The organism is uncultured Aquimarina sp., from assembly GCF_947496855.1.
Taxonomy (GTDB): Bacteria; Bacteroidota; Bacteroidia; order Flavobacteriales; family Flavobacteriaceae; genus Aquimarina.
In genome coordinates, this window is the sequence record NZ_CANMED010000005.1 from 164,416 (window position 1) to 187,077 (window position 22,662).

The 22,662-nt window shown below is 32.5% G+C and carries 28 protein-coding genes; 22 read left to right on the forward strand and 6 right to left on the reverse strand.

The genetic code is table 11. The annotated features are described in order from the left end of the window. Positions 1–360: 360 nt before the first annotated feature. The gene (locus Q0921_RS15625) at positions 361–687 is read right to left on the reverse strand and encodes a peptidoglycan DD-metalloendopeptidase family protein (RefSeq protein WP_299258465.1); all 327 of its coding nucleotides are present in this window, start codon (positions 685–687) and stop codon (positions 361–363) included. Continuing rightward, positions 647–853 carry a hypothetical protein gene (locus tag Q0921_RS15630; protein ID WP_299258467.1) on the reverse strand — a complete coding sequence of 69 codons (207 nt, stop codon included), beginning with the start codon at positions 851–853 and terminating at the stop codon, positions 647–649. The genes Q0921_RS15625 and Q0921_RS15630 overlap by 41 nt, the downstream gene beginning before the upstream one ends. 318 nt (positions 854–1,171) lie before the next feature. Here Q0921_RS15630 and serS point away from each other — a divergent pair, with 318 nt between their 5' ends. From serS to Q0921_RS15675, 9 genes are all read left to right on the forward strand, one after another. Further along, entirely contained in the window at positions 1,172–2,443 is a 1,272-nt protein-coding gene (gene serS / locus Q0921_RS15635) for a serine--tRNA ligase (RefSeq protein ID WP_299258469.1), read from the forward strand. A 279-nt stretch (positions 2,444–2,722) separates the two neighbouring features. Continuing rightward, positions 2,723–4,510 (forward strand): tetratricopeptide repeat protein, encoded by a 1,788-nt coding sequence (locus tag Q0921_RS15640; protein ID WP_299258471.1) that lies wholly within the window; start codon positions 2,723–2,725, stop codon positions 4,508–4,510. Between the two features lie 200 nt (positions 4,511–4,710). Then, positions 4,711–5,019: a DUF4286 family protein gene (locus Q0921_RS15645; RefSeq protein WP_299258473.1), complete on the forward strand. Its 309-nt coding sequence runs from the start codon at positions 4,711–4,713 to the stop codon at positions 5,017–5,019. Beyond that, positions 5,016–5,444, forward strand: a complete 429-nt coding sequence (locus Q0921_RS15650; RefSeq protein ID WP_299258475.1) for a hypothetical protein — start codon at positions 5,016–5,018, stop codon at positions 5,442–5,444. Before Q0921_RS15645 ends, Q0921_RS15650 begins: the two co-directional genes overlap by 4 nt. A gap of 1 nt (position 5,445) precedes the next feature. After that, positions 5,446–6,312, forward strand: a complete 867-nt coding sequence (gene rsmA / locus Q0921_RS15655) for a 16S rRNA (adenine(1518)-N(6)/adenine(1519)-N(6))-dimethyltransferase RsmA (RefSeq protein WP_299258477.1) — start codon at positions 5,446–5,448, stop codon at positions 6,310–6,312. A gap of 86 nt (positions 6,313–6,398) precedes the next feature. Then, positions 6,399–7,754: a magnesium transporter gene (gene mgtE, locus Q0921_RS15660; RefSeq protein ID WP_299258479.1), complete on the forward strand. Its 1,356-nt coding sequence runs from the start codon at positions 6,399–6,401 to the stop codon at positions 7,752–7,754. Positions 7,755–8,141: 387 nt separating this feature from the next. Next, complete coding sequence (locus Q0921_RS15665; protein WP_366520006.1) at positions 8,142–8,537, forward strand: acyl-CoA thioesterase; 396 nt, start codon at positions 8,142–8,144, stop codon at positions 8,535–8,537. Positions 8,538–8,553: 16 nt separating this feature from the next. Further along, positions 8,554–8,919: a cupin domain-containing protein gene (locus tag Q0921_RS15670; protein ID WP_299258481.1), complete on the forward strand. Its 366-nt coding sequence runs from the start codon at positions 8,554–8,556 to the stop codon at positions 8,917–8,919. A gap of 185 nt (positions 8,920–9,104) precedes the next feature. Further along, entirely contained in the window at positions 9,105–10,193 is a 1,089-nt protein-coding gene (locus tag Q0921_RS15675; RefSeq protein WP_299258483.1) for a Gfo/Idh/MocA family oxidoreductase, read from the forward strand. A 64-nt stretch (positions 10,194–10,257) separates the two neighbouring features. Here the strand turns inward: Q0921_RS15675 and Q0921_RS15680 are convergent, their stop codons facing one another. Further along, on the reverse strand, positions 10,258–10,692 hold the full coding sequence (locus Q0921_RS15680) for a hypothetical protein (RefSeq protein WP_299258485.1): 435 nt from the start codon (positions 10,690–10,692) through the stop codon (positions 10,258–10,260). A 418-nt stretch (positions 10,693–11,110) separates the two neighbouring features. On the opposite strand from Q0921_RS15680, the gene Q0921_RS15685 reads away from it, so the two are divergent. The 8 genes from Q0921_RS15685 (at position 11,111) to Q0921_RS15720 (ending at position 16,171) form a co-directional block, all read left to right on the forward strand. Further along, positions 11,111–11,893 (forward strand): hypothetical protein, encoded by a 783-nt coding sequence (locus Q0921_RS15685; RefSeq protein ID WP_299258487.1) that lies wholly within the window; start codon positions 11,111–11,113, stop codon positions 11,891–11,893. Next, entirely contained in the window at positions 11,890–12,507 is a 618-nt protein-coding gene (locus Q0921_RS15690; protein WP_299258489.1) for a glycoside hydrolase family 19 protein, read from the forward strand. The genes Q0921_RS15685 and Q0921_RS15690 overlap by 4 nt, the downstream gene beginning before the upstream one ends. Before the next feature lie 64 nt (positions 12,508–12,571). Continuing rightward, on the forward strand, positions 12,572–13,534 hold the full coding sequence (locus tag Q0921_RS15695) for a 2-hydroxyacid dehydrogenase (protein ID WP_299258491.1): 963 nt from the start codon (positions 12,572–12,574) through the stop codon (positions 13,532–13,534). Beyond that, entirely contained in the window at positions 13,528–14,148 is a 621-nt protein-coding gene (locus tag Q0921_RS15700) for a hypothetical protein (RefSeq protein ID WP_299258493.1), read from the forward strand. The genes Q0921_RS15695 and Q0921_RS15700 overlap by 7 nt, the downstream gene beginning before the upstream one ends. A 25-nt stretch (positions 14,149–14,173) precedes the next feature. Then, complete coding sequence (locus tag Q0921_RS15705; RefSeq protein WP_299258495.1) at positions 14,174–14,590, forward strand: response regulator transcription factor; 417 nt, start codon at positions 14,174–14,176, stop codon at positions 14,588–14,590. 151 nt (positions 14,591–14,741) lie between these two features. After that, complete coding sequence (locus tag Q0921_RS15710; RefSeq protein ID WP_299258497.1) at positions 14,742–15,263, forward strand: DUF4199 domain-containing protein; 522 nt, start codon at positions 14,742–14,744, stop codon at positions 15,261–15,263. Positions 15,264–15,274: 11 nt separating this feature from the next. After that, the gene (locus Q0921_RS15715) at positions 15,275–15,733 is read left to right on the forward strand and encodes a DUF1801 domain-containing protein (protein ID WP_299258499.1); all 459 of its coding nucleotides are present in this window, start codon (positions 15,275–15,277) and stop codon (positions 15,731–15,733) included. A gap of 54 nt (positions 15,734–15,787) precedes the next feature. Continuing rightward, positions 15,788–16,171 carry a VOC family protein gene (locus Q0921_RS15720; protein ID WP_299258501.1) on the forward strand — a complete coding sequence of 128 codons (384 nt, stop codon included), beginning with the start codon at positions 15,788–15,790 and terminating at the stop codon, positions 16,169–16,171. A 270-nt stretch (positions 16,172–16,441) separates the two neighbouring features. On the opposite strand, the gene Q0921_RS15725 is transcribed toward Q0921_RS15720, so the two are convergent. Continuing rightward, on the reverse strand, positions 16,442–16,864 hold the full coding sequence (locus tag Q0921_RS15725; protein WP_299258503.1) for a hypothetical protein: 423 nt from the start codon (positions 16,862–16,864) through the stop codon (positions 16,442–16,444). A gap of 312 nt (positions 16,865–17,176) precedes the next feature. On the opposite strand from Q0921_RS15725, the gene Q0921_RS15730 reads away from it, so the two are divergent. The 5 genes from Q0921_RS15730 to Q0921_RS15750 all read left to right on the forward strand — a co-directional run bounded on the left by Q0921_RS15730 (position 17,177) and on the right by Q0921_RS15750 (position 19,458). Then, positions 17,177–17,590, forward strand: coding sequence for an NINE protein (locus Q0921_RS15730; RefSeq protein ID WP_299258505.1), 414 nt, complete (start codon positions 17,177–17,179; stop codon positions 17,588–17,590). A gap of 85 nt (positions 17,591–17,675) precedes the next feature. Then, positions 17,676–17,999 carry a helix-turn-helix transcriptional regulator gene (locus Q0921_RS15735; protein ID WP_298541941.1) on the forward strand — a complete coding sequence of 108 codons (324 nt, stop codon included), beginning with the start codon at positions 17,676–17,678 and terminating at the stop codon, positions 17,997–17,999. A gap of 34 nt (positions 18,000–18,033) precedes the next feature. After that, the gene (locus Q0921_RS15740; RefSeq protein WP_299258507.1) at positions 18,034–18,519 is read left to right on the forward strand and encodes a DUF6428 family protein; all 486 of its coding nucleotides are present in this window, start codon (positions 18,034–18,036) and stop codon (positions 18,517–18,519) included. Continuing rightward, a complete protein-coding gene (locus Q0921_RS15745) occupies positions 18,520–19,017 on the forward strand; it encodes a GNAT family N-acetyltransferase (RefSeq protein WP_299258509.1) in 498 nt (165 codons plus the stop codon). Positions 19,018–19,035: 18 nt separating this feature from the next. Then, positions 19,036–19,458: an arsenate reductase ArsC gene (locus Q0921_RS15750; protein WP_299258511.1), complete on the forward strand. Its 423-nt coding sequence runs from the start codon at positions 19,036–19,038 to the stop codon at positions 19,456–19,458. 19 nt (positions 19,459–19,477) lie between these two features. Here Q0921_RS15750 and Q0921_RS15755 read toward each other — a convergent pair whose 3' ends face one another. Together Q0921_RS15755 and Q0921_RS15760 are read right to left on the reverse strand one after the other, a co-directional pair. Next, a complete protein-coding gene (locus Q0921_RS15755) occupies positions 19,478–20,275 on the reverse strand; it encodes a mechanosensitive ion channel family protein (protein ID WP_299258513.1) in 798 nt (265 codons plus the stop codon). A 526-nt stretch (positions 20,276–20,801) separates the two neighbouring features. Beyond that, positions 20,802–22,610, reverse strand: a complete 1,809-nt coding sequence (locus tag Q0921_RS15760; protein ID WP_299258515.1) for a lysophospholipid acyltransferase family protein — start codon at positions 22,608–22,610, stop codon at positions 20,802–20,804. Positions 22,611–22,662 lie beyond the last annotated feature (52 nt).

The window sequence follows — 22,662 nt, forward strand, 5'->3', positions numbered from 1 at the left end:
GAAACTTTACTTCTATCCAATTCTAAAGAAATATTAAGAAGACCTATACTATTTTTACATCAGAGAAAATAACAAAATAGTGTGGTTAGTATGAAACATAAAATAAGTAACTAGGATTTTCCTCTAAAAAGAAACATATAATACAAACTTAAAAATATTGGCCCCAAACCTCACATCGTCATATTACCCAAAAAGCTATGCCTCACAGCATAGCTTTTTATTATAAATCTAACATCAAAACACCAATTCTACAGAAAGAATTCTTTTAAATAAAAATACGATTTACGCTCTCAACCAAGTATCTGGATCTAAATAAAACATTTTTCGATTTCCTTGTATAATATCAGGATCTCGTAACCATCAATATGAAAAAGGTGTCGTGATCGCATAATGTAAATGTGGTAGTTTACCTACCACATTATCTACTGCTACTAATTTAGTTCCAAATGCTACAGGCTGAAACAGAAACGCATCGATCGCATCAAGATGCGCATAATAATGAAACCACCATTTGGGACCAAGCACCATAACCGTCTTCCCACCTTTACCTCCTTCGTACATGTAGATCACAATACCGTAAGTTGATGAGATTGCATCCGTGCCTTTTTCTTTAAAATATCGATGCCTTATGAGATATAGAACTCCTTCAAGGATGTGCCCAAAAGGACTCATCATCCAAGTCTGCAATAGTAGTTCCTTTTACAGGAATACTTATTTTTTGCAGCAACAAAAACCCTAAACCGACTACTAATATCGGTATTAACGTAAATCTTCGAGTTCTTTTATTCCTATATAACGAACCCATAAAAATTAAAAGTGAATTCAAAAAACGTCTAGTTGTTGTAGTGATCATATATTAAATATAACAACAATATATTATAACAATAATCGTACGATAATCGTTAAAGGAATTCCCTTATCAAAATATATAAAAAGAAGCTACTTTTCTAAATATTTTAGATCGTTTTGATTTTCAGTTAATTAATTACACTCTGATTATCATTAAATAAGACAAAGGTATTACGCTGTTATTAATTATACTTTAGATTATACTCTTTTTACTATTCAGAAAACATGCTTTTCTTTAAATTTGCTGCTTTAACGCGAATGAGATTGCAGTTCTTTGATAAACTCGGAAACTGCTTATATTCTTTCGCCCAAAACACATCAAATGTTACTTGTACAACAAATCATAGCAAACAAAGAGGAGTATATTAAAGCGCTGACCAAAAGAAATTTTGACGCTGCTCCTATTCTAGAAAAAGTAATTAATCTAGATGAAGAAAGACGTGCTACTCAAGCAAAACTAGATAACACGCTTGCTGATTCTAATAAATTATCCAAAGAAATTGGAATGCTATTTAAAAATGGTGAAGCTAAAAAAGCTGCTATTTTGAAAGAAAAAACAAGTCAACTTAAGGATAGTTCTAAAGATTTGTCAAGCAGACTATCTAGTATCCAAGATGAATTAATAAATCTATTATATACAGTTCCTAATATTCCGCACACTTCTGTTCCTGATGGACAAAGTGAAGAGGATAATGAAGAGGTTTTTAGAGAAGGTGACATCCCTATTCTGGAGAATGATGCACTACCTCATTGGGAATTAGCAAAAAAATATGACATCATTGATTTTGAGCTTGGTGTGAAAATTAGTGGAGCTGGATTCCCAGTTTATAAAGGGAAAGGTGCTAGATTACAACGCGCTCTGATCAGTTATTTTCTAGATAAAAACACAGAAGCAGGTTATACAGAATATCAGGTTCCGCATTTAGTCAATGAAGCATCCGGTTATGGTACTGGACAATTACCAGATAAAGAAGGACAAATGTATCACGTTACTGCAGATGACCTTTACTTAATTCCTACCGCAGAAGTACCAGTTACTAATATGTTTAGAGATGAATTAGTAAATGAAAACGATCTTCCTATCTGTTGTACGGGATATACACCTTGTTTTAGAAGAGAAGCCGGCTCTTATGGAGCTCACGTGCGTGGATTGAATCGTTTACATCAATTTGACAAAGTAGAGATTGTACGTATCGAAAAACCTGAAAATTCATATAAGGCATTAGATGGAATGGTGGATCACGTAAAAGAGATTCTTAAAGAATTAAAATTACCATATCGTATCTTACGCCTTTGTGGAGGAGATATTGGATTTACAGCAGCCCTAACCTATGATTTTGAAGTGTTTTCTACAGCTCAAGATCGTTGGTTAGAAATAAGTTCTGTCTCTAATTTCGAATCCTACCAAGCTAATCGATTGAAATTGAGATTCAAAGATACTAATATCAAAAATCAATTGGCGCATACTCTTAATGGAAGTTCGTTAGCGCTACCAAGGGTATTAGCGGGTATTTTAGAAAACTATCAAACGCCTAAAGGTATTAAAATTCCTGATGCTTTAGTACCATACTGTGGATTCGAATACATAGATTAAGTCGACGACTTATAATCGAAATTAAGTGATTTTGTATTAAAAGTTAAGAACATTCGTATTTAACAGTCTGGACAAACGCTTTTATAGATTTTACGGCTCTTTTGGGTGAATGTCTCTTCAAAAGAGAAGTTTTTTAGCCCTCTCTTTGAAGGAAGGGCAGGAGATAACTATTTTTAGCATAAAATTTAATTTATTTTTAAAAGCGCTAGCCCTGGTTTAACAGTCCCTGTAACATATTATCAAAGCGCATTTTGCTATATTTACAAAAAAACTCGTAGTATGCGCTTTATCTTATTCTATATAGCCCTATTTTTTGCTGTTCCTATGTTTGGTCAATCCGAGCAGTTAGCAAAGAATTATATGCAGCAAGGTAAATACGAAAAAGCGCTTTCTGTATATCAACGGTTGTATAATAAAAACCCCAATCGTACTACCTATCTTTTGGGATTGGTGGAATCACACCAACAATTAGAACAATTCGATAAGGCAGAAAAAATCCTACAAAAACAAATTGAAAAAAAACCCAAAAACGCACAATTACTTGTCGAATTAGGTCATCATTATGAAGTTCAAGAAAATGCTACAAAAGCAAAAACATATTATGACAAAGCTATAAAAACGTTTAATAGTAATAATGTTAATGCTGCATATTCTCTTGCCCAAACTTTTGAAAAATATAATCTCCTCGATCAAGCAGCCTTAATCTATGAAAAAGGAATGGCTTCTAATCCTGGTTCTAATTTTAATGTCCAACTTGCTAAAATTTACGGTGAACAAGGAAATTTAGAAAAAATGTTTGATAGCTATCTTTCGCTACTTCAGTTGCAACCTAACTATAAGAATATTGTTCAAAGAAACTTTAATCAATATATCACTGATGACTCATTAAACGAAGCCAATACCATTTTCAGAAAACTACTTATAAAAAAACTCCAACAAAATCCAGATATTATTTACAATGAAATGCTTAGCTGGCTTTTTGTACAGCAAAAAGATTTTAAAAAAGCTTTTGTACAAGAAAAAGCCATTTATAAACGTAAAGATGAAGGATTACAAGGTATTATTGGACTCGCTAGAATTGCTATAGGAGCTAAAGATATAAAATCTGCGACACAGATTTTAGATTACATTCTAGAAGCTCCTGCCGGAAACGATATGAAACTAACCGCTCATAAAATTATCCTGAAAGCCAAAACTGACCTTGCTGACAAGAAAGAGTATAAAGCAATTAATCAACAATATAATGTGATTTTCGAGACCTACGGAAAGTCCAGAGAAACTATTGGATTACAAATTGATTATTCACATTTCTTAGCCTTTAATCAAGATAGAAAACAGGAAGCTGTTGATTTTCTTAAACGGCTATTAGATCAAGAAAAACTTTCCAGATTTCAATCTTCTCGAGCTAAAATGAAAATTGCAGATATTCTTGTTTTAGATCAAAAATTCAACCAAGCACTTATTTATTACACTCAGGTACAAAATGCTTTAAAAAATAATTTCTTAGCCCAAGACGCTAGGTTCAAAGTAGCAAAAACAAGTTATTACAAAGGTGATTTTGCTTGGGCTCAAACCCAATTAGATGTTCTGAAATCATCTACTTCGCAATTAATTGCCAATGACGCAATGGAACTGAGCCTTATTATAAGTGATAATTCATTAGAAGATTCTACGCAGACCGCATTAAAGATTTTTGCGAAAGGTGATTTATTAGCTTTTCAAAATAAAAATCAAGAAGCCATCGCCAAGTATGAGGAAATACTTGTTAATCATAAAGGTGAAAAAATTGAAGATGAAACATTTCTAAGACAAGCTAAATTGTTCGAAAAAGAAAAACAATTCGAAAAAGCGAAAGTAAATTACCTAAAGATTATACAATTCTATCCTGATGATATTCTTGTTGATGATGCTTATTATTGGCTTGCGGAATTATATGTAAATGTACTAAGCCAACCAGAAAAGGCTAAAGAATTATACGAGAAACTAATCTTTAATCATGCGGATAGTATTTATTTTGTAGATGCTAGAAAAAAATACCGAACCTTACGAGGTGATGCTATTAATTAGTAGTTAAATAGGGTATCCTACATTTCTGCTTATATATTGTAATTAGGAAAAAAATTCTTCTTCAAAAAATATACTATAAAGAAGTGCTAATATTTTCTAAAATAAGTAACCGACTCCTACAGGTATAACGAAATGATAACCATTATAATTTCGTTTCTTTGCACCCTAAAACACTATCAACGATAAACCAAAAATTATAGATGTATATTTATAACGTTACGATCAATATTGAAGAAACCAAACATGAAGAATGGTTGGACTGGATGAAAAACGAACATATTCCAGATATGCTGGCCACAGGAAAATTCAGCAAAGCTTTAATGAGTAAAGTTCTAGTAGAAGAAGAAATGGGAGGACTTACTTATTCTGTACAATATACTACAGATAATAAAATGACACTCGAACAATATTACGCTCAGGATGCTGAACGCCTCCGAGCTAAAACAAATAGATTTGCAGGGCATTTTGTCGCTTTCAGAACAGAATTAGAAATCATTAACGAACAATGAAACAATATCGACCAACATTTCTGTATGCAATTAAGATTTTTGGTCTTGTAGTTGGTGCTGGTTTTTCTATTTTTATCATTAGTATATTTCTAGATATTGTTACTTTTTTTGTAGAAAGCTCATTTTTTGAAAAAGCAATATTTACACTCCTTATTGTAGCTTTTGTTTTCGCTGCATTTTTAATCATACGATCTAATAGACCAACGATTAGTTTCTATAACGATTATATGATCATAGGACGTCAAGAAGTTACTTACGATATTATTAAAAATTTCTATCCCGCTAAAGGAGGTTCTGAACCTTATATTGTGACCAAAGATGAATATAAAATTGATCTTGAAATTTCATGGTTTAGAAAAAAAGATCGTGCTGAAATAGAAAAAATTATTTTAGAAAAAATCCAACCACTTACAAAACAATCATAGGATGTCCTCCAAATTCAAAAAAAACAAAACCCAATCCTCAAATTATAAAGGACGCCAAGAAAAGACCGCTGTCCGTGCAAAAAAACATTTAGGTCAACATTTTTTAAAAGATGAAGACATTGCAAAAAAAATTGGAGATACGCTAACCTTAAACAACTATAACAATGTAATTGAGATCGGTCCTGGTATGGGAGTCCTTACTAAATACATACTCCAAAAGGACATACATCTAATTGCTATGGATTTAGACACTGAATCTATTGAGTATCTCAACACCAATTTTCCATTAGAACATCCCGAAATCAGAAACGGTAAAGGAACGTTTCAGGTAATCGAAGCGGATTTCCTAAAATATGATCTTGACACATTATTTGATAATGAGTCATTTGCAATTACTGGTAATTTTCCATATAACATTTCGTCTCAAATTGTTTTTAAAACCTTAGAGAAACGTCATAGAATTCCTGAATTCACAGGAATGTTTCAGAAAGAGGTTGCCCAACGTATTTGTGAAAAACCTGGGAGTAAAATCTATGGTATCTTGTCTGTATTAACTCAGGCATTTTATGATGCTGAATATTTATTTACCGTTCCACCATCTGTTTTTAACCCACCTCCCAAAGTAGATAGCGGTGTATTACGCTTAATTAGAAAACCAATACAAACACTGCCTTGTGATGAAAAACTCTTCTATAAAGTAGTGAAAACTGCTTTTGGACAACGAAGAAAAACATTGAGAAACAGCTTGAAAACTTTTCAATTAATCGATAAAATTAAAGAAATGGACATTTTAAGTAAAAGGCCGGAGCAATTAAATGTTGATCAGTTTATAGAACTAACATTACTTATTGAAAAATCGGTAAGCTGATTTCATTTAACACCTATCTAAACTGCAATTGATTTCTTTGGTTATCTTTGTGAGCATTTGTAAAGAAATCCATAAACAAGTATTTTATGTCATTCGAGATTTCCAATAAACTTATCGAAAAAGTGAAGCACCTCATTAATGATGAAGGTGATACTCAGTTGCAAGAAATGCTTAAAGAAATTCACTTTGCTGATTTTGCGGAAATAATTGAAGAGCTGAACCTTTATCAAGCTACTTACCTCATTAAATTATTGGATAGTGAGAAAACTTCTGAAGCTCTTATGGAGTTAGAAGAAGACTTTAGAGAACGTATTCTTGATAACCTATCTGTAAAAGAAATTGCAGAAGAGTTAGAAGAAATGGATACTGATGATGCCGCCGATATTATTGCAGAGCTCCCTGAAGATCGTGCAGAAGAAGTAATTGCAGAGATAGAGGACTCAAAACATGCCGAAGATATAAAAGAGTTACTCTTGTATGAAGAGGACACTGCAGGAGGATTAATGGCTAAAGAACTGGTAAAAGTAAAAGAAACCTGGACCGTTGCGGGATGTGTACGAGAAATGCGCCGTCAAGCAGAAAATGTTACTCGGGTACACTCTATCTATGTTATAGATAAAGATGGGAAGTTAAAAGGAAGGTTATCTCTAAAAGATTTACTAACTGCCTCTGCGAAAACACATATTAGTGAAGTTTATATCCCTAAAGTTGACTATGTCAATGTAGACACCGAAGGCGAAGAAGTTGCCAGAATTATGCAAAAATATGATCTGGAAGCCATTCCAGTTGTAGATCATGAAACTGTTTTGGTCGGTCGTATTACTATCGATGATATGGTAGATTTCATTAAAGAGGAAGCTGAAAAGGATTATCAGATGGCAGCAGGTATATCTCAGGATGTAGAAGCAGATGATAATGTTTGGGAACTTACAAGAGCACGCTTACCATGGTTAATATTAGGATTGTTTGGAGGATTAGGTAGTGTATTTATTATGCAAGGTTTTGAGGATGTTATGACGAATCCAAGAATACGTGACTTATTTTTCTACACACCACTTATTGCTGCGATGGCAGGGAATGTAGGTGTTCAGTCATCAGCAATTATAGTACAAGGTTTAGCTAATGATAATGTAAAAGGTAGTCTTTGGAATCGATTACTAAAAGAAGTGGGGCTTAGTTTAATTAATGGAGCTGCATTAGCTCTTCTGGTCATATTATTTGGGATCGTAATGGGGTATGAAATTTCATTTAGCCTAACGATTGCAACAGCTCTTATGAGTGTTATCATAGTAGCTGCATTAATCGGGACCTTTGTGCCTATAATTCTTGACAGAAGAGGAATTGACCCAGCAATTGCAACAGGTCCATTTATAACAACCAGTAATGATATTTTTGGAATTTTCTTGTTCTTCTATATCGCAAAATTAATCCTTGGTTTTTAACCAAAAAAAAAGAAATCAAATAGTTCTAAAGCTTTCTAATAGTAATAATGTCATTGAAAAATTTTAGAACTATTAATGAATTTCTTAACAAGTATACACTTGTGGACAAGAAATAAATTCACTGCAATAATATGGCCCCTTAAAGCCTCACTGCAAGAACAAGCGCATAATGACAAGCCTATTCCAGCTTGTCCTTTGATCATCGTTTGACACTCTCTAGAAAGTATCTTAACACCAGCAATGTTTAAAAGATTTGATTTCATGGAGTATGTATTTTAAGTTAATGTATTCATTTATGATATCCCTTAGCTGTTTAAAAAGCTTTTAACCTTTTTATAAAATCATTTAGAGTATCTTATCAAAAAAAACTTTAACATTACTTACATAATGAACTCTAAAACATTCGAATCACATATTATAGTCCCTAAATCGGCAATCGATGATATGAATCATGTGAATAATGTTATGTACCTGCAATGGGTACAGGATATTGCCAAACAGCACTGGGAGACTCATACAAATAAAGAAATAAGAAACACCTATGTTTGGGTAGTATTAAATCATTTTATAGAATATCATAAACCTGCTCTAGAAAACGATGAGTTAACTCTCCAAACGTGGATTGATCATCATTACGGAGCCAAAAGTGAACGACGCACTAAAATTATAAATACTTCTACCCAAAAAGTAATTGTTACCGCAAAAACCATGTGGTGTTTACTCCATAAAGAAACGTTAAGACCTACCAGAATTAATCAAGAAATAAGTACCTTGTTTTTATAAATTTAAGTTGAAAAACATGGAAGCGATTAACATTAGCGATAAACTTTCAAAATTTGATAAACACTGGCATCCACATCGAATTGCTACAGTGGATGACAATCAAGTGTATCTAGCAAAAGTAAGTGGTGATTTTGTATGGCATAAACACGATCACGAAGATGAACTTTTTCAGGTAGTAAAAGGTACACTTTATATGAAATTTAGAGATAAAACGGTAAAGGTCGAAGCTGGCGAAATTATTGTAGTGCCTAAAGGAGAAGAACACTGCCCGACTACAAAAAACAATGAAGAAGTACATCTTCTTTTATTCGAAAAAGCAAGCACTAAACATACAGGAGAAATAACATCTGACCGTACTGTTTCCGAATATATTGACATTTAATAACTTTTGAAACTTTGTTCGAATTAGGAACTGATAAGACTTTAAAAGTTAGTTGGACTTTTCTGTAAAAATACCAGTTGTTTGAATTTATTGAAAAATAAAATTAAGATTTTTTATCTCGGTGAGTAGGAACATTTTATTCCAGTAAATTCAAATGACAAATGGTGTAAGATAAATCTTATATTATGAGTCTGGACAGAAGAACTTTTATAAGAAATACAAGTTTATTATTGGGAGGCAGCCTCCTTCCCTACTCTAATTTATTAGCCAATTCAAGTCAGAAACAGTTAGGTGTATGTCTAGTTGCATTAGGCAATTATAGCGCTACAATCCTTGCCCCAGCATTACAACTAACAAAATACTGTCGATTAGCCGGAATAGTTACCGGAACACCTTCTAAAATACCTATCTGGCAGAAAAAATATAATATTTCAGATAAAAACATATACAGCTATGATACGATGGATCGTATTGCTAACAATTCTGATATTGATGTAATATATATTGTATTGCCTACAGGTTTACACGCAGAATATGCTATCAAAGCAGCAAATACAGGAAAACATGTCTGGTGCGAAAAACCCATGGCAAAAACTGAAGAAGAATGCCTTTCTATTATAAAAGCTTGTCACAAAAACAAAGTAAAACTTTCTATAGGATATAGAATGCAGCATGAACCTAATACACAACAAATTATAAAATGGGCCACTACAAAACCTTACGGAAATATTAAAACAGTGTATGCTGAGATAGGTTACAATGTACGAAATCCACAAAAAAGTTGGAGATTGGATGCAGAATTAGGGGGAGGTACTATGTATGACTTAGGTGTATATTCTTTAAATGCCGCCAGATATGCAACAGGTGAAGAACCTATATCTGTTATAGCAGAACAAATAACTACTAGACCCAAAGTATTTACAGAAACTGATGAAACCACACATTTTACATTAGAATTCCCATCAGGAGCTGTCGCTCATGGAAAAACCAGTGTAGGACAAGACATGCATAGACTACGAATAGATAGCACTAATGGATGGTATCAATTACAACCTTTTTCTATGTACACTGGCGTACAAGGAGCTACCAGCGATGGAACACTTCTCAACAACTATATAGAAAACCAACAAGCTAAACAAATGGATGATGATGCGTTATCTATACTTAATAATACTAATGTCCTCGTTCCTGGTGAAGAAGGAATGAAAGATATTAGAATTTTAGAAGCTATTTATAACTCTGCTAAAAGTAAGCGTAAAATCAATTTGATATAATAGCTATACTGCTAATCATATTCCGTAATATTCTGGCCCAAATGGATATTTTTTTTGTTCCAAACTACAGTTCATCCTTACAAGAACGCACAGATTCATAAAAAAGGCGATAATCAGTGCTGGTTACCACTTCTCCTTTGGTACTAAGAATAACCGTACCTTTTTTTGCTATTTCACTATATGGAACTTGTTTTTTCACATATCCTTTATAAACAAATTCAAAATAGCTATCTGCTTTCATTTTACTAGGATTTATTAAAAAATCATATAATCCATCTTCATCAGTATAGGCCTTCATACAAGTATTTTCATCAACTACCAGTTTTACAGCAACGTATTGCATTTTCTTTTTTCTCTTATCTAGTACTTTACCAGTAAGCAATTCATCCTCTGTAATATTTTCAATATCTTCATTTCCACTCAAGGTATCGCTTTTTTGCTGAGACTTGCAAGAAGCGAGAAGGATAATAATAAGTAATGATAGTAATGTTGATCTCATAGTGTTTTAGTTTTGGGTTTTATTAAAATAATTTGATAAGGTTCAATAATATTACTTTACTATTTCTCGATCAATTTACAAAATAAAACTACTTGTTTCACATAAGGAGTAGAGTGTTTTTTTATAATTCATCAAGACTAGGTATTATTCTGTATTAAAACGCTACATAAACCTAAAAGGAATCGCTCTATATAAAGAGGTTTTTTTTTAGTTTACACACCTAAACTTAATCTAATTTTTACCATTCTTAGAAATGATTGCAGATAATAGTAAGGCTGAAAACTACTAGAAACTGACTAATTAATTCTTCTTTAAAAGCAATTCAAAGAGTTAAAAACAGGTATAAATACTATGTTTTTGCTGATATAAATTTTATAGTTTTAAGGCACTAAACAATTAGTTTTCAAAATCCAAAATTATGGCTACTGCAACCGATACAAGTAAAACCCCAGTCAAGACAACTAAAACAATTCCTCCAAAACCAGAAATTGTTCCAGGGATATCTAAAGAAATTATTGATGAGTTAAGCCATGATATAAATAATATGCTTTCGTTTGCGATTTATAATGGTATGACTATCAATACAGAGGTTAATACTCTTATCCAAAATAGTTCTGTAGATGATTTAATAAATGCCCACAATTTATTGTGTAAAAATATTGCTCCAGCAACTCCTAAATCCATTGAATTTACTAAAAAACTATATCAACAAGGGAAAGAAAAAACATTATTCAGTAAGCTTCCTCTTGTAAGAAATTTAATATTTCTGTCAATTTTTTTTCTTACTGCATTTATTATTACCGGTCTTTCTCCTGACGTAAACAACGATTCCTTAGACAAAGGGATTATGGACAATCAAGGAATATCTCTACTTCTAAACCTTGGATTTCTAACGGCTATCTCTGGTTTGGGAGTTATTTTCTACCTGCTCAAAAATGTAAGTGCTTCAGTAAAAAATGGCACTTTAGTACCAGAAGATACAATCTATTACATAGCATTAATTGTACTAGGTGTTATTGCTGGCCTGATTTCTTCAGAAATCATCTCTTTTTATCAAAAAGACCCTAAGGACATCAATCTATTTAATAAAGGATTAATGGCTCTTATTGGTGGGTTTTCATCAGATGCCATTTTTAGCATTTTACAAGGTATTATCGATAGAATCAAAGCAATTTTCATCCCTTCAATCTCAACATCATGATTACACAAGAAAATTTCAAGACTTTAATTTCAGATGTAAACTGGAAGTATGCCAGTAAATATGCGTCTTTATTTGATAATGTGTTACCGAAATACGATATCAATACTCCTTTAAGAAAAGCACATTTTCTTGCTCAAGTAGTTCATGAAAGTGGTGGTTTTAAATTTGTATCAGAGAACTTAAACTATTCCGAAAAAGCATTATATGGAGTTTTTAGAAAATACTTCCCCACACTAGAAGCTACAGATGGTTATGCTCGACAGCCAGAAAAAATTGCAAATAAAGTATATGCAAATAGAATGGGAAATGGAACCGAATCCAGCGGTGATGGATGGAAATATAGAGGAAGAGGTTTAATACAATTAACCGGAAAATCAAACTATCAAGCTCTTTCTAACACTACCAAACAGGATTTTATATCTAATCCTGATAAAGTTTCTGACCCAAAGTGGGCATTAACTTCTGCCTGTTGGTATTGGCAAAAAAGAAACATCAATAAATATGCTGATACCGATGATATCCATATGGTCACTAAACTTATTAACGGCGGGTACAATGGATTACAAAACCGACAACATTTCTTAGAAGAATTTAAAAAGCTATTTAAGCTATAATTATACTTTCGTTAAAAACATTTCATCTTTTATTGGTTATTTTTGAAATACCAATAAACGAATCATGAAAATACTTCACATAGATGCCAATCATCCATTGTTAATTAAGCAACTAAGTGATATCGGTTTTGAAAACGAAGAAGATTATACTTCGACCAAATCAGAAGTCGAAGCAAAAATTAATCAATATCACGGTATTGTTATCAGAAGTCGTTTTAAGATAGATCAAGCTTTCTTAGATCAGGCAAAGAATCTAAAGTTTATTGGTCGTGTAGGTGCAGGGTTAGAGAGTATCGATACCGAGTATGCAGAAAAAAAAGGAATTAAACTTTTTTCTGCACCTGAAGGAAATCGTAATGCTGTGGGAGAACATGCGCTAGGAATGATTCTTTCACTATTCAATAAATTAAACACTGCAGATCATCAAGTAAGAAGTGGCCAATGGAATCGCGAAGAAAATCGAGGAATAGAACTCGACTTAAAAACAGTTGGCATCATTGGCTATGGTAATATGGGTAAAGCTTTTGCACGTAAACTAAGAGGTTTTGATGTAGAGGTTATCTATCATGACCTCAAACCAGATATAGAGAATAGTGATGCTACCCAAGTAACATTAGATGAACTTTTCCAAAAAACGGATGTCTTGAGCTTACACACACCCTGGACACACTTAACCGATAAAATGGTTAATACTGAGTTTATCAATAAATTCAAAAAACCTTTCTGGCTTATAAATACCGCAAGAGGAAATAGTGTAGTCACTAAAGACTTGGTAGAAGGACTAAAATCCGGAAAAATCTTAGGCGCTGGATTGGATGTGTTAGAATATGAAAAATCTTCTTTTGAAAACCTGTTCGCTGCTAAAAAAGATATCACATCAGGCGCTGTCCAGATGCCGGAACCCCTTAAAAAACTCCTAAAAATGGATAATGTAATATTAAGCCCCCATATTGCGGGTTGGACATTAGAATCCAAAGAAAAACTTGCTCAAACCATTGTTAATAAAATCAAAGCAGAATTTTGCTAAAAGAAGTTTTTATATCACTTGTCTCTAAATATTCAATAGATAAAGAATATGTGAATTCTTTATGGAATGAAATTGTTAAAAATCATAGTAAGAAAAGTCGACATTACCATAATCTATCACATCTGGAAAACTTATATCAAAACTTACTTTCGATAAAGCAAGAAATTTTGGATTGGGATATTATTCTATTTTCAATATTCTATCATGACTTTGTGTACAATGTTTTAAAACAAGATAATGAAGAACAGAGCGCACAAAAAGCTATAGATATACTTATTACATTATCCATAGACTCAGAAAGAATACAACTATGTAAAGAAATTATCCTTGCAACAAAAGTGCATCAAATTTCAGAACATAAGGACGTCAATCATTTTACTGATGCAGACCTTTCTATTTTAGGGAGTACTTGGCCGGATTATGAAACATACTATAGAAATGTAAGAAAAGAATACAAATACTATCCCGATTTTATGTATAACAAAGGCCGAATTAAAGTATTGAAACACTTTCTAGATATGTCTAAGATTTTTAAAACCGACTATTTCTACAAAACGTTGGAAAATCAGGCTAGAAACAATCTAAGGCAAGAAATAAATTTACTGTCTAAATAAACCTCAGTTTTATTAAATTTATATCGTGAGGAAAACCATATTCATCTTCGGAGCTTTAGTTGTAGCATTATTGATACTTTTTAAGTTAAGTGCATATAGTCTTGTTTCTGGTAATACCTCGATAGAGTTTATTATTTCCGGAATCGCCATTATCTTTTTTATAATCGGAGTTATTATCAATAAAAGAGTGCTACATAAGCACAAAAGCATAACTAAAGAGATCGATCACGAAAAAATAAAATCCATAGGACTTAGTAAAAGAGAATATGAGGTATTGTGTGAAATAGCTTTGGGGTTATCAAATAAAGAGATTGCAAAAAAGCTTTTTGTTTCAGAAAGTACCATAAAAACCCATGTATCTAACGTGTTAGTAAAATTAGATGCGAAACGTAGAACCCAAGCAATACAAATTGCTAAAGAGTTTCAAATAATTCCTTTGTAAAAGCTTTTCACATAGGGGTACTATGTAATTCATCTGCTTTTGCCGATGAGTACTTTCTTTTTTGAAAATCTGATAATTTCATACTTTAGTATGAGTGTTTTTTCTATTTTCAAAGATACTTTTGATTTAAATTTTTAAAATAAACATACAAATGAAAAATACTGTTTTACGATATGGAGTATATGGAGCAATAACTATATCTATACTATTCATATTGGCATTGTTCTTAGGTAAAAATCTATCATACGGTTTACAAGAAGTTATTGGTTATACCACCATGGTAGTATCTTTAATTTTCGTCTTCTTTGGGATAAAACACTATCGAGATAAAGAAAATAGTGGAGTGATCTCTTTTGGAAAAGCATTAGTAATAGGTGTCCTTATTTCTCTGTTTGCTGCGATCGCATTTGGACTCTTAGACGTGATTTATATAAAATATATCAATCCTGATTTTACCACAGAATACTACACTCGAATGGTCGAACAAATCTCAAGTTCTGTTCCTGAAGCAGAATTTAAAATAAAACTAGCCGAATTAGAGGCTCAAAAAGAGATGTTCTCCAGCCCACTAATGAATTTTTTATTAATGTCGGCTACTGTACTTATTATAGGTTTTATAATTTCACTAATTTCAGGACTCATTCTGCAACGAAAACCTTCAACAAATAATTAAAAACGAACAGTATGCAATATAAAGCCAATACACCAGATGAGTATATTGAGGCAATTCCTGAAGAACGGAAAGAAGCAATGCAAAACCTTCGGCAAGTTATTTTAGACAATTTACCAAAAGGATTTTCTGAAGTAATTAGTTATGGAATGATCGGTTATGTAGTTCCACATAAACTATATCCTGATGGATATCATTGTGATCCTAAATTACCATTACCTTTTATGAATATTGCTTCTCAGAAGAATTTCATCGCCCTGTATCATTCTGGAATTTATGCTGATAAAAATTTAATGGATTGGTTTGTTCGGGAATACCCTAAATATGTGAAAACTAAGTTAGATATAGGCAAAAGCTGTATTCGATTTAAAAAAATCGATCAAATACCATTACAGCTAATTGGAGAGTTAACAACAAAACTCTCAGTTGATGAGTGGGTAGAGATGTACAAAATTAATGTGAAAAAGAAGTAAACAAGGACAGTTTATTTATGTCCTCAAGGAAATAATCATTAAAAAATAAAACCAATGAAAAGAGTAACAGGTTTAGGAGGGTTCTTTTTTAAAACAAAAGATCCAAAAACAACAAAAGAATGGTATGGTAAACATTTAGGTTTACCGGTAGATGATTATGGTTGTACCTTTTGGTGGAAAGACGAAAAAGGTAACGACTGTTCTACACAGTGGAGTCCCTTTAAAGAAGATACCACCTATTTTTCTCCCAGTAAAAAGGAATTCATGATGAATTTTAGAGTGGAGAATCTAGTAGAACTCTTAAAAGTACTGAAAGAAGAAGGAGTTACAGTAGTTGGTGAAATCAAAGAATATGAATATGGTAAATTTGGGTGGATCGTGGATCCCGAAGGCAATAAGATTGAACTATGGGAACCTATTGACAAGGCATTTTTATAGATTAATTCAATAAAAATAGCAGGCTCATCAATGGATAAGCCTGCTATTTTATTAGTCAAGAAAACAAATAACCTTACAGAACATAATTGCTAGGTAATCAACAAGAAAATAGTTTTTTAAAATTTTTCTGCAAGCCTACTTAGTCGGCAGACAGATTTCGAAGTACTAAATCCAATTATACATTTTGAGTGCATTGTTGTTTAACTTTTCAAAATAGAATTTTATCAATAAGTCCGTAGGGATATAGAAATCCAATAATCTCAGCTATTACTATGTAAAGAATAATATAGAAGCAACAATCATCCAGCAACCAACTATAATTCCTAAGATTCCTAGCTTACCTTGTTTTGGTGCTAGTTTCTCTCTAAGGCGATTCGCTTTCTCTTTTGCAGCTTCACTTTTAGATAAGAAGTATTTACTGATAAGACCAAACCCAAGCATAAAACCTAATGTTGCTGACACAACATTTCCTGCTAATAAGGTTATCCACCAAATAGGATAAGTAGTAAGCCATCCCAGGTTTAAAATTGCTGAAATGATACCCCAAACGCCCCAGATACAAAATATAAATCCAATCCAACCTTGATAAGGTTCGATTTTTTCTAAAAGCTCTTTTGCATTTGGTTTCTTAGAAAGTAGTAATGACGGCACTGCAATAATACTTAATACGATTAACGAAATTCCCCATATCATAGTTCTTAAAATTTAAATGGTTAGTATTAATTTTTATTCAAAAGTTGTTACTCAAATATAAGAATAATTACGAGGTATCAAAATTAACAATATCAAGACTTAACATTATAATAAAAATCAATGACGCCGAATACTCTTCCATATCCTTTGGTTAGTAACAATTATTTTATTGTGGTTTCTAAGTATAAATAATTCCTATATAAAACAATTGTAAAGAACAACACTAGTAACTAAATTTACTATCTCCTTTAGTAGAGTCAAGATGTTTTTGTAACTTTCTACGCATTAATCAATTATATATAAAGTATACTTATGAGTGAAGAAAACAACAACTTGGGTGATGATTTAAAAAAAGGAGCGGAAGACGCAGCAAAAAAAGCAGGTGATTTTACTGAAGAAGCAAAAGAAACCGCAGAAGAATTTGTTGAAGAAGTAAAACAAACATTTAACGCTGATAATGGCGAGAACAAAAAAGTTCTTGCAGGAGTTTTAGGTATTGTACTAGGAGCTTTCGGCGTTCATAAATTTATTCTAGGTTATAATAAAGAAGGGTTTATTTTACTAGGAGTTTTTCTAGCTGGTTTTGTTCTTTCTTGTTTCCTGATAGGGTATCTTTTTATCTGGGTTCCTGGTGTAGTTGGTTTAATTGAAGGAATCATCTACCTAACCAAATCAGATGATGAATTCTACCAAACTTATCAGGTTGGAAAAAAACCTTGGTTCTAAAATATATGTAAAAAGCTAGAAAATAATACTCTAGCTTTTTTATTTCATTTTATTATCGTAATATTGCGATATTAAAATATAAAGCATGGGTATTACCAAAACTCAAATTTTTGATCAAAGACAGAATGAGCTCGCTCAGCTCTTTAAAATACTAGGTCACCCTGCACGCATTGCTATACTGCAATATATAAGTAAACAAGATGCTTGTATATGTAATGACCTAGTAGAAGAAATTGGACTAGCGCAGGCTACCATATCTCAACATCTTAAAGAATTAAAAAGTATAGGATTATTAAAGGGAGAGATCGAAGGAAAAAGCATGTGCTACTGTATCAATATTGACAAATGGAACGAATTACAACAAAACCTAAACTCATTTTTTAACACAACAAAACAAAATTGTTGTTAGAACCAACAAGGAATTAATTCTAAAAACAAACGTTATGAATACATCAGAATTTATCTCAATACTAGGAGAACATCAAGATAAATCATTACTCTTTGAGTATGCTCCCGGAATGCTAGTCGGTGCTAATTATCATATCACGGAAGTCAAACATATCTCTATTGATTCAGTAGATTGTGGAGCAGGAACAGACTCCTGGAAAGAAACGATTATTCAATTATGGGAAAGCCCAAGCGAACTAGGGAAACGAGACTACCTAAATACCTATAAAGCCTTGGGCATCCTTCGTAAAGTTGGAAAAATGAAGGCATATGAAATGGATGCACCAGTAAAAATCGAATATGGAAATGCTATGTTTCACACAGCTCATTTACATGTTACCGGTTTTACAATTAATGAAGGACAACTGATCATAAAACTAGCGGTTCAACCAACAGATTGTAAAGCCAAAGAAACCTGTGGTGTTCCAGAACAATCTGCTGTAGCAGCTAATTCTTGTGCTCCAGGAAGCGGGTGTTGTTAAATGAATCCTGAAACTACAATACAACATTTTAATCAACCAGATTGGTCACATATTTCGCGAATCTACAAAGAAGGAATTACTACAGGCATGGCAACTTTTGAAACCCAAGTGCCTGATTGGAGTCAATGGGATCAGACTCATATTAGATCTTGCAGATTAAAAGCAATTATAAATGATGAGATTGTCGGTTGGGCAGCTTTAACGAGTACTTCTAAGAGGAATGTATATAAAGGCGTTGCAGAAGTTAGTATTTACATAACATCAAAATGTCGAAATTTAGGTGTAGGAAAACTACTTTTAGCAAAACTTATTGAGGAAAGTGAGCAAGAAGGATTCTGGACATTGCAAGCAGGTATTTTTAGTAATAATACCGCTAGCATCAAATTACATACCTCTTTAGGATTCAGAATTATTGGATATCGGGAAAAAATAGGCAAGCTAAAAACAGTCTGGTATGACAATACAATTTTAGAACGAAGAAGTAAAAAAATAATATAACCACAAAACATTACGAAAATGAACATTTTAGTACTATGCACAGGAAACTCTTGCAGAAGTCAAATGGCAGAAGGCTATTTAAAGGATTTTGCCAAAAACAATGCAACCATTTATAGTGCAGGAGTAGAAACTCATGGAGTAAACCCAAGAGCCATTGCAATTATGAAAGAAGATGGAATTGATATTTCTAACCATACATCTAACAATCTTGAAGAATATTTGAATATAAACTTTGATTATATTCTAACGGTTTGCGATAACGCAAAAGAAAGATGTCCTTTCTTTCCGGGTAAAGCAGAACGTTTACACTTCAACTTTTTTGACCCTTCAAAAGTTAAAGGAACAGAAGAAGAAATTCATACTGCTTTTACTAAAACAAGGAATCAAATAAAAGAGTATTGTAATAAATTCGTAAATAACAGTATTATGAAAACTACTTAGTTTTTTTCAATTCCAAGACTTATTTTTCGATTTTAAACCCTGGTTTAGTATAATTTTCCGGAATATTTGATGGAGGAACAGCAAGTGTGTTCCCGTCTCTAACCGCTTGATAATGCGGAGATAAAATTTCTATACCTGCTTGATGTAACTCATTTTTAATGTTTTCATGCAATATCGAATAAATAACTGCTGATTTTTCAGGATTTTTAGTGTATACATTCAGCTCATAGTTCACATAAAAATCATCTAAACTTTTAATTAAAACAAAGGGTACAGGCTGAGCTAATATTTGGTCTGTATTCTTTGCTCCTTGTTTTAAAGCTTCTATTACTGCATTACTAGATACATCGTATCCAATCGTGACCGAAGTATGTAAAATAACACCTACATCCTCAGAAGCATTCTTGGTAAAATTAATAATATGATTCCCTAAAATTGAAGAATTAGGGATTGTAACATCTAAATTCTTAATCGTTCGGATTCTAGTCACCAATAAACTTCTCTCAGTAACATCTCCTATAGTGTTACCTATCTCTACTCTATCACCTACCTTGAATGGTCTCATATAAGTAATCACTACACCTGCAACAATATTGGATATTGCAGAAGTAGAACCCAAAGAGAATAAAATACCAAAGAAAATTGATAATCCCTTAAAAGCTGGAGAATCAGAACCTGGGATATAAGGAAAAACGATAATAAGGGCAAAAGCAATAATGAATACCCGTAATAAATTAAAAGTAGGTCTGGCCCAATCCGCATGAAAACCGTCTAATCTAACTGCTTCTTTTTCAAGTTCTGTAGTAACATATTTCAAAAACCTAATAAGATATTTAGTTACAAAAAAGATAACAATAATAAAAAACAAGTTAGGTATGAAACCAATCAAACCTTCATATAAAAAAAGTAAGGGTTTCTTTATATACCCTAAAACAACATCAGCATATTCTTTTGTTTGAGGCACTAGGCTAAACAGGAAAGGAAGATAGAAAACCAAAAAAATGATGATAGTAGTAATCTTTAATAAACGTATTACAAATGAGAGAATATGTCTCTCTCTTCTAGGGGTAATAAACCTGAAAAGTTGAGAAAACTTTGTTCTCCTAAAGAAAATATTATTCTCTAATTTGCTTATTTTACTCTGTAACCATTTAAAAAGCTTTTTATTAAGAAATAGAAATAATATTATGCCTAATAAGGCAATAGAAAAATAGATATATTGTATCACCACAGTTAGATAGTTTAATCCTCAAATTAGGAAAATATATCAGTATTTAAAAAAAATAAAAGAGAAAAAAAAGGGAATATTACGATTAACTACACAAAAAAACTATCAATTACATCTACTTATCACCATTCTTAAAGTACTTCTGCTCTAATTCAGCCTGAAACTCTTCCATAACAGGTTTTACCGTACTATCAGGAAGATCTGCTATACGAATATACATCAAACCATCTACGGCGTTATTAAATAATGGATCCACATTAAATGCCACCACTTTTGCATTTTGCTTGATATATTTCTTTATTAAAACAGGTATGCGAAGGCTTCCTGGTTCGATTTCATCAATAATCTTATCGAATTTGTTGAGATCACTCCTACTCTCATCAAACACAAAGTCTTTATCAGCATCTTTAAGTTTTACCTTGAACTCCTTTTTCGGTCTAACATATTGGGCCACATATGGGTCATAATAATGAGACTTCATAAACTCAATCATCAATGATTTGGAGAAATTACTAAACTTATTGCTAATACTTACTCCGCCAATTAAATATTTATGATCAGGAAAACGGAGTGTACAATGTACAATCCCTTTCCAAAGTAAAAACAATGGCATAGGGCGTTGCTGATATTCTTTAATAATAAAAGCCCTACCCATCTCAATTGACTCACTCATCATTTTATGAAGTTCAGGTTCGAACCTAAATAGATCTTGTAAGTAAAACCCATCAATACCAAAATTAGTATAGATTTCATTACCCATCCCCATACGATAAGCACCTGCTATCTTCTTTTCTCCCATATCCCACAAAAACATATGATGATAATAATCATCAAATGGATCTAAATCGATAGATTGATTCGTTCCTTCTCCAATTTCCCGAAAAGTAATCTCTCGTAATCGACCTATTTCATGAACTATATTAGGAATACATTCTTTTTTAGCCAGAAAAACTTCGTAGTTTTTACTAGTTAATAAACGCTTATCATTTTCACGGCAATATTCTAGTTCCAGCTCTATAGAATTAATACTTCCTCCAGAGGCAATTTCTTTGGGAAACTTAGGAAGTTTTAAGTTCTGTGGGATAGATTCCATCAAAGTTTTTTTCTCATAAGGATTTGCTAACATATATGTTTTCTTCCTTAAAAAGTTTGTGAAATCTTCTAAATTACCATATTCTTCTTGATCCTTAACAGAAACAGGATTACCTATTCTCACTTTAATTACTCTATTTTCTTGTGAAAAAACTTCACTTGGTAATTTCGCAGTTCTCAAGGTGTCATTTATGGATGCTAGTTTATAAAACAACCTACTATTTCTTGCGTGAAAATATATTGGTATAACAGGAACCTTAGCTTTTTTTACCAATCGCATCGCTCCAGGTTCCCAAGGCTTATCTACAATGTTTTTGCCATCTTTATGCGTAGACACTTCACCTGCAGGGAAAATCCCTAAAGGCATCCCTTCTTTAAGATGCGTAATTGCTTCTCTAATTCCTTTAAGACTAGATTTAGCCTCCTTTCTTTTTTCAAAAGGATTAACGGGCATAATGTACGGCTTCAAAGGAGTGAAATTATGTAAAAGAAAGTTCGCTATTATCTTATAATCAGAACGATGTTCAAACATCAATTTAAGCAACAAAATTCCATCAAGCCCGCCAAGCGGATGATTAGATAATGTAATAAAAGCGCCATTTTTAGGGAGTCTTTTAAGATCCTCTGGTGGAATCTCGAAAGTAACTCCATACAAATCTAACACGCTATTTACAAAGTCTTTACCTTCTAAATGGCTAATACTATCATACTGCCGATTAATCTTCGATAACCTAGTGATTTTAAGGATCATCCAGCCAACAAAAGTGCCAATAAAGCCAAGTTTATCTAATTTAAGCCCTTTGGCTACTTCTTTTGAGGTGACTACCGCCATTAAATACGTTTTGTGCTAACTACAAATATAACAAAATCATTCAATAGGACAT

Bases quoted from the DNA above. Each gene is read 5' to 3' on its own strand.
- Q0921_RS15630 (WP_299258467.1), bottom strand. From the start codon at position 853: ATGATCACTACAACAACTAGACGTTTTTTGAATTCACTTTTAATTTTT.
- serS (WP_299258469.1), top strand. From the start codon at position 1,172: ATGTTACTTGTACAACAAATCATAGCAAACAAAGAGGAGTATATTAAA.
- Q0921_RS15640 (WP_299258471.1), top strand. From the start codon at position 2,723: ATGCGCTTTATCTTATTCTATATAGCCCTATTTTTTGCTGTTCCTATG.
- Q0921_RS15645 (WP_299258473.1), top strand. From the start codon at position 4,711: ATGTATATTTATAACGTTACGATCAATATTGAAGAAACCAAACATGAA.
- Q0921_RS15650 (WP_299258475.1), top strand. From the start codon at position 5,016: ATGAAACAATATCGACCAACATTTCTGTATGCAATTAAGATTTTTGGT.
- rsmA (WP_299258477.1), top strand. From the start codon at position 5,446: ATGTCCTCCAAATTCAAAAAAAACAAAACCCAATCCTCAAATTATAAA.
- mgtE (WP_299258479.1), top strand. From the start codon at position 6,399: ATGTCATTCGAGATTTCCAATAAACTTATCGAAAAAGTGAAGCACCTC.
- Q0921_RS15665 (WP_366520006.1), top strand. From the start codon at position 8,142: ATGAACTCTAAAACATTCGAATCACATATTATAGTCCCTAAATCGGCA.
- Q0921_RS15670 (WP_299258481.1), top strand. From the start codon at position 8,554: ATGGAAGCGATTAACATTAGCGATAAACTTTCAAAATTTGATAAACAC.
- Q0921_RS15675 (WP_299258483.1), top strand. From the start codon at position 9,105: ATGAGTCTGGACAGAAGAACTTTTATAAGAAATACAAGTTTATTATTG.
- Q0921_RS15680 (WP_299258485.1), bottom strand. From the start codon at position 10,692: ATGAGATCAACATTACTATCATTACTTATTATTATCCTTCTCGCTTCT.
- Q0921_RS15685 (WP_299258487.1), top strand. From the start codon at position 11,111: ATGGCTACTGCAACCGATACAAGTAAAACCCCAGTCAAGACAACTAAA.
- Q0921_RS15690 (WP_299258489.1), top strand. From the start codon at position 11,890: ATGATTACACAAGAAAATTTCAAGACTTTAATTTCAGATGTAAACTGG.
- Q0921_RS15695 (WP_299258491.1), top strand. From the start codon at position 12,572: ATGAAAATACTTCACATAGATGCCAATCATCCATTGTTAATTAAGCAA.
- Q0921_RS15710 (WP_299258497.1), top strand. From the start codon at position 14,742: ATGAAAAATACTGTTTTACGATATGGAGTATATGGAGCAATAACTATA.
- Q0921_RS15715 (WP_299258499.1), top strand. From the start codon at position 15,275: ATGCAATATAAAGCCAATACACCAGATGAGTATATTGAGGCAATTCCT.
- Q0921_RS15720 (WP_299258501.1), top strand. From the start codon at position 15,788: ATGAAAAGAGTAACAGGTTTAGGAGGGTTCTTTTTTAAAACAAAAGAT.
- Q0921_RS15725 (WP_299258503.1), bottom strand. From the start codon at position 16,864: ATGATATGGGGAATTTCGTTAATCGTATTAAGTATTATTGCAGTGCCG.
- Q0921_RS15730 (WP_299258505.1), top strand. From the start codon at position 17,177: ATGAGTGAAGAAAACAACAACTTGGGTGATGATTTAAAAAAAGGAGCG.
- Q0921_RS15735 (WP_298541941.1), top strand. From the start codon at position 17,676: ATGGGTATTACCAAAACTCAAATTTTTGATCAAAGACAGAATGAGCTC.
- Q0921_RS15740 (WP_299258507.1), top strand. From the start codon at position 18,034: ATGAATACATCAGAATTTATCTCAATACTAGGAGAACATCAAGATAAA.
- Q0921_RS15745 (WP_299258509.1), top strand. From the start codon at position 18,520: ATGAATCCTGAAACTACAATACAACATTTTAATCAACCAGATTGGTCA.
- Q0921_RS15750 (WP_299258511.1), top strand. From the start codon at position 19,036: ATGAACATTTTAGTACTATGCACAGGAAACTCTTGCAGAAGTCAAATG.
- Q0921_RS15760 (WP_299258515.1), bottom strand. From the start codon at position 22,610: ATGGCGGTAGTCACCTCAAAAGAAGTAGCCAAAGGGCTTAAATTAGAT.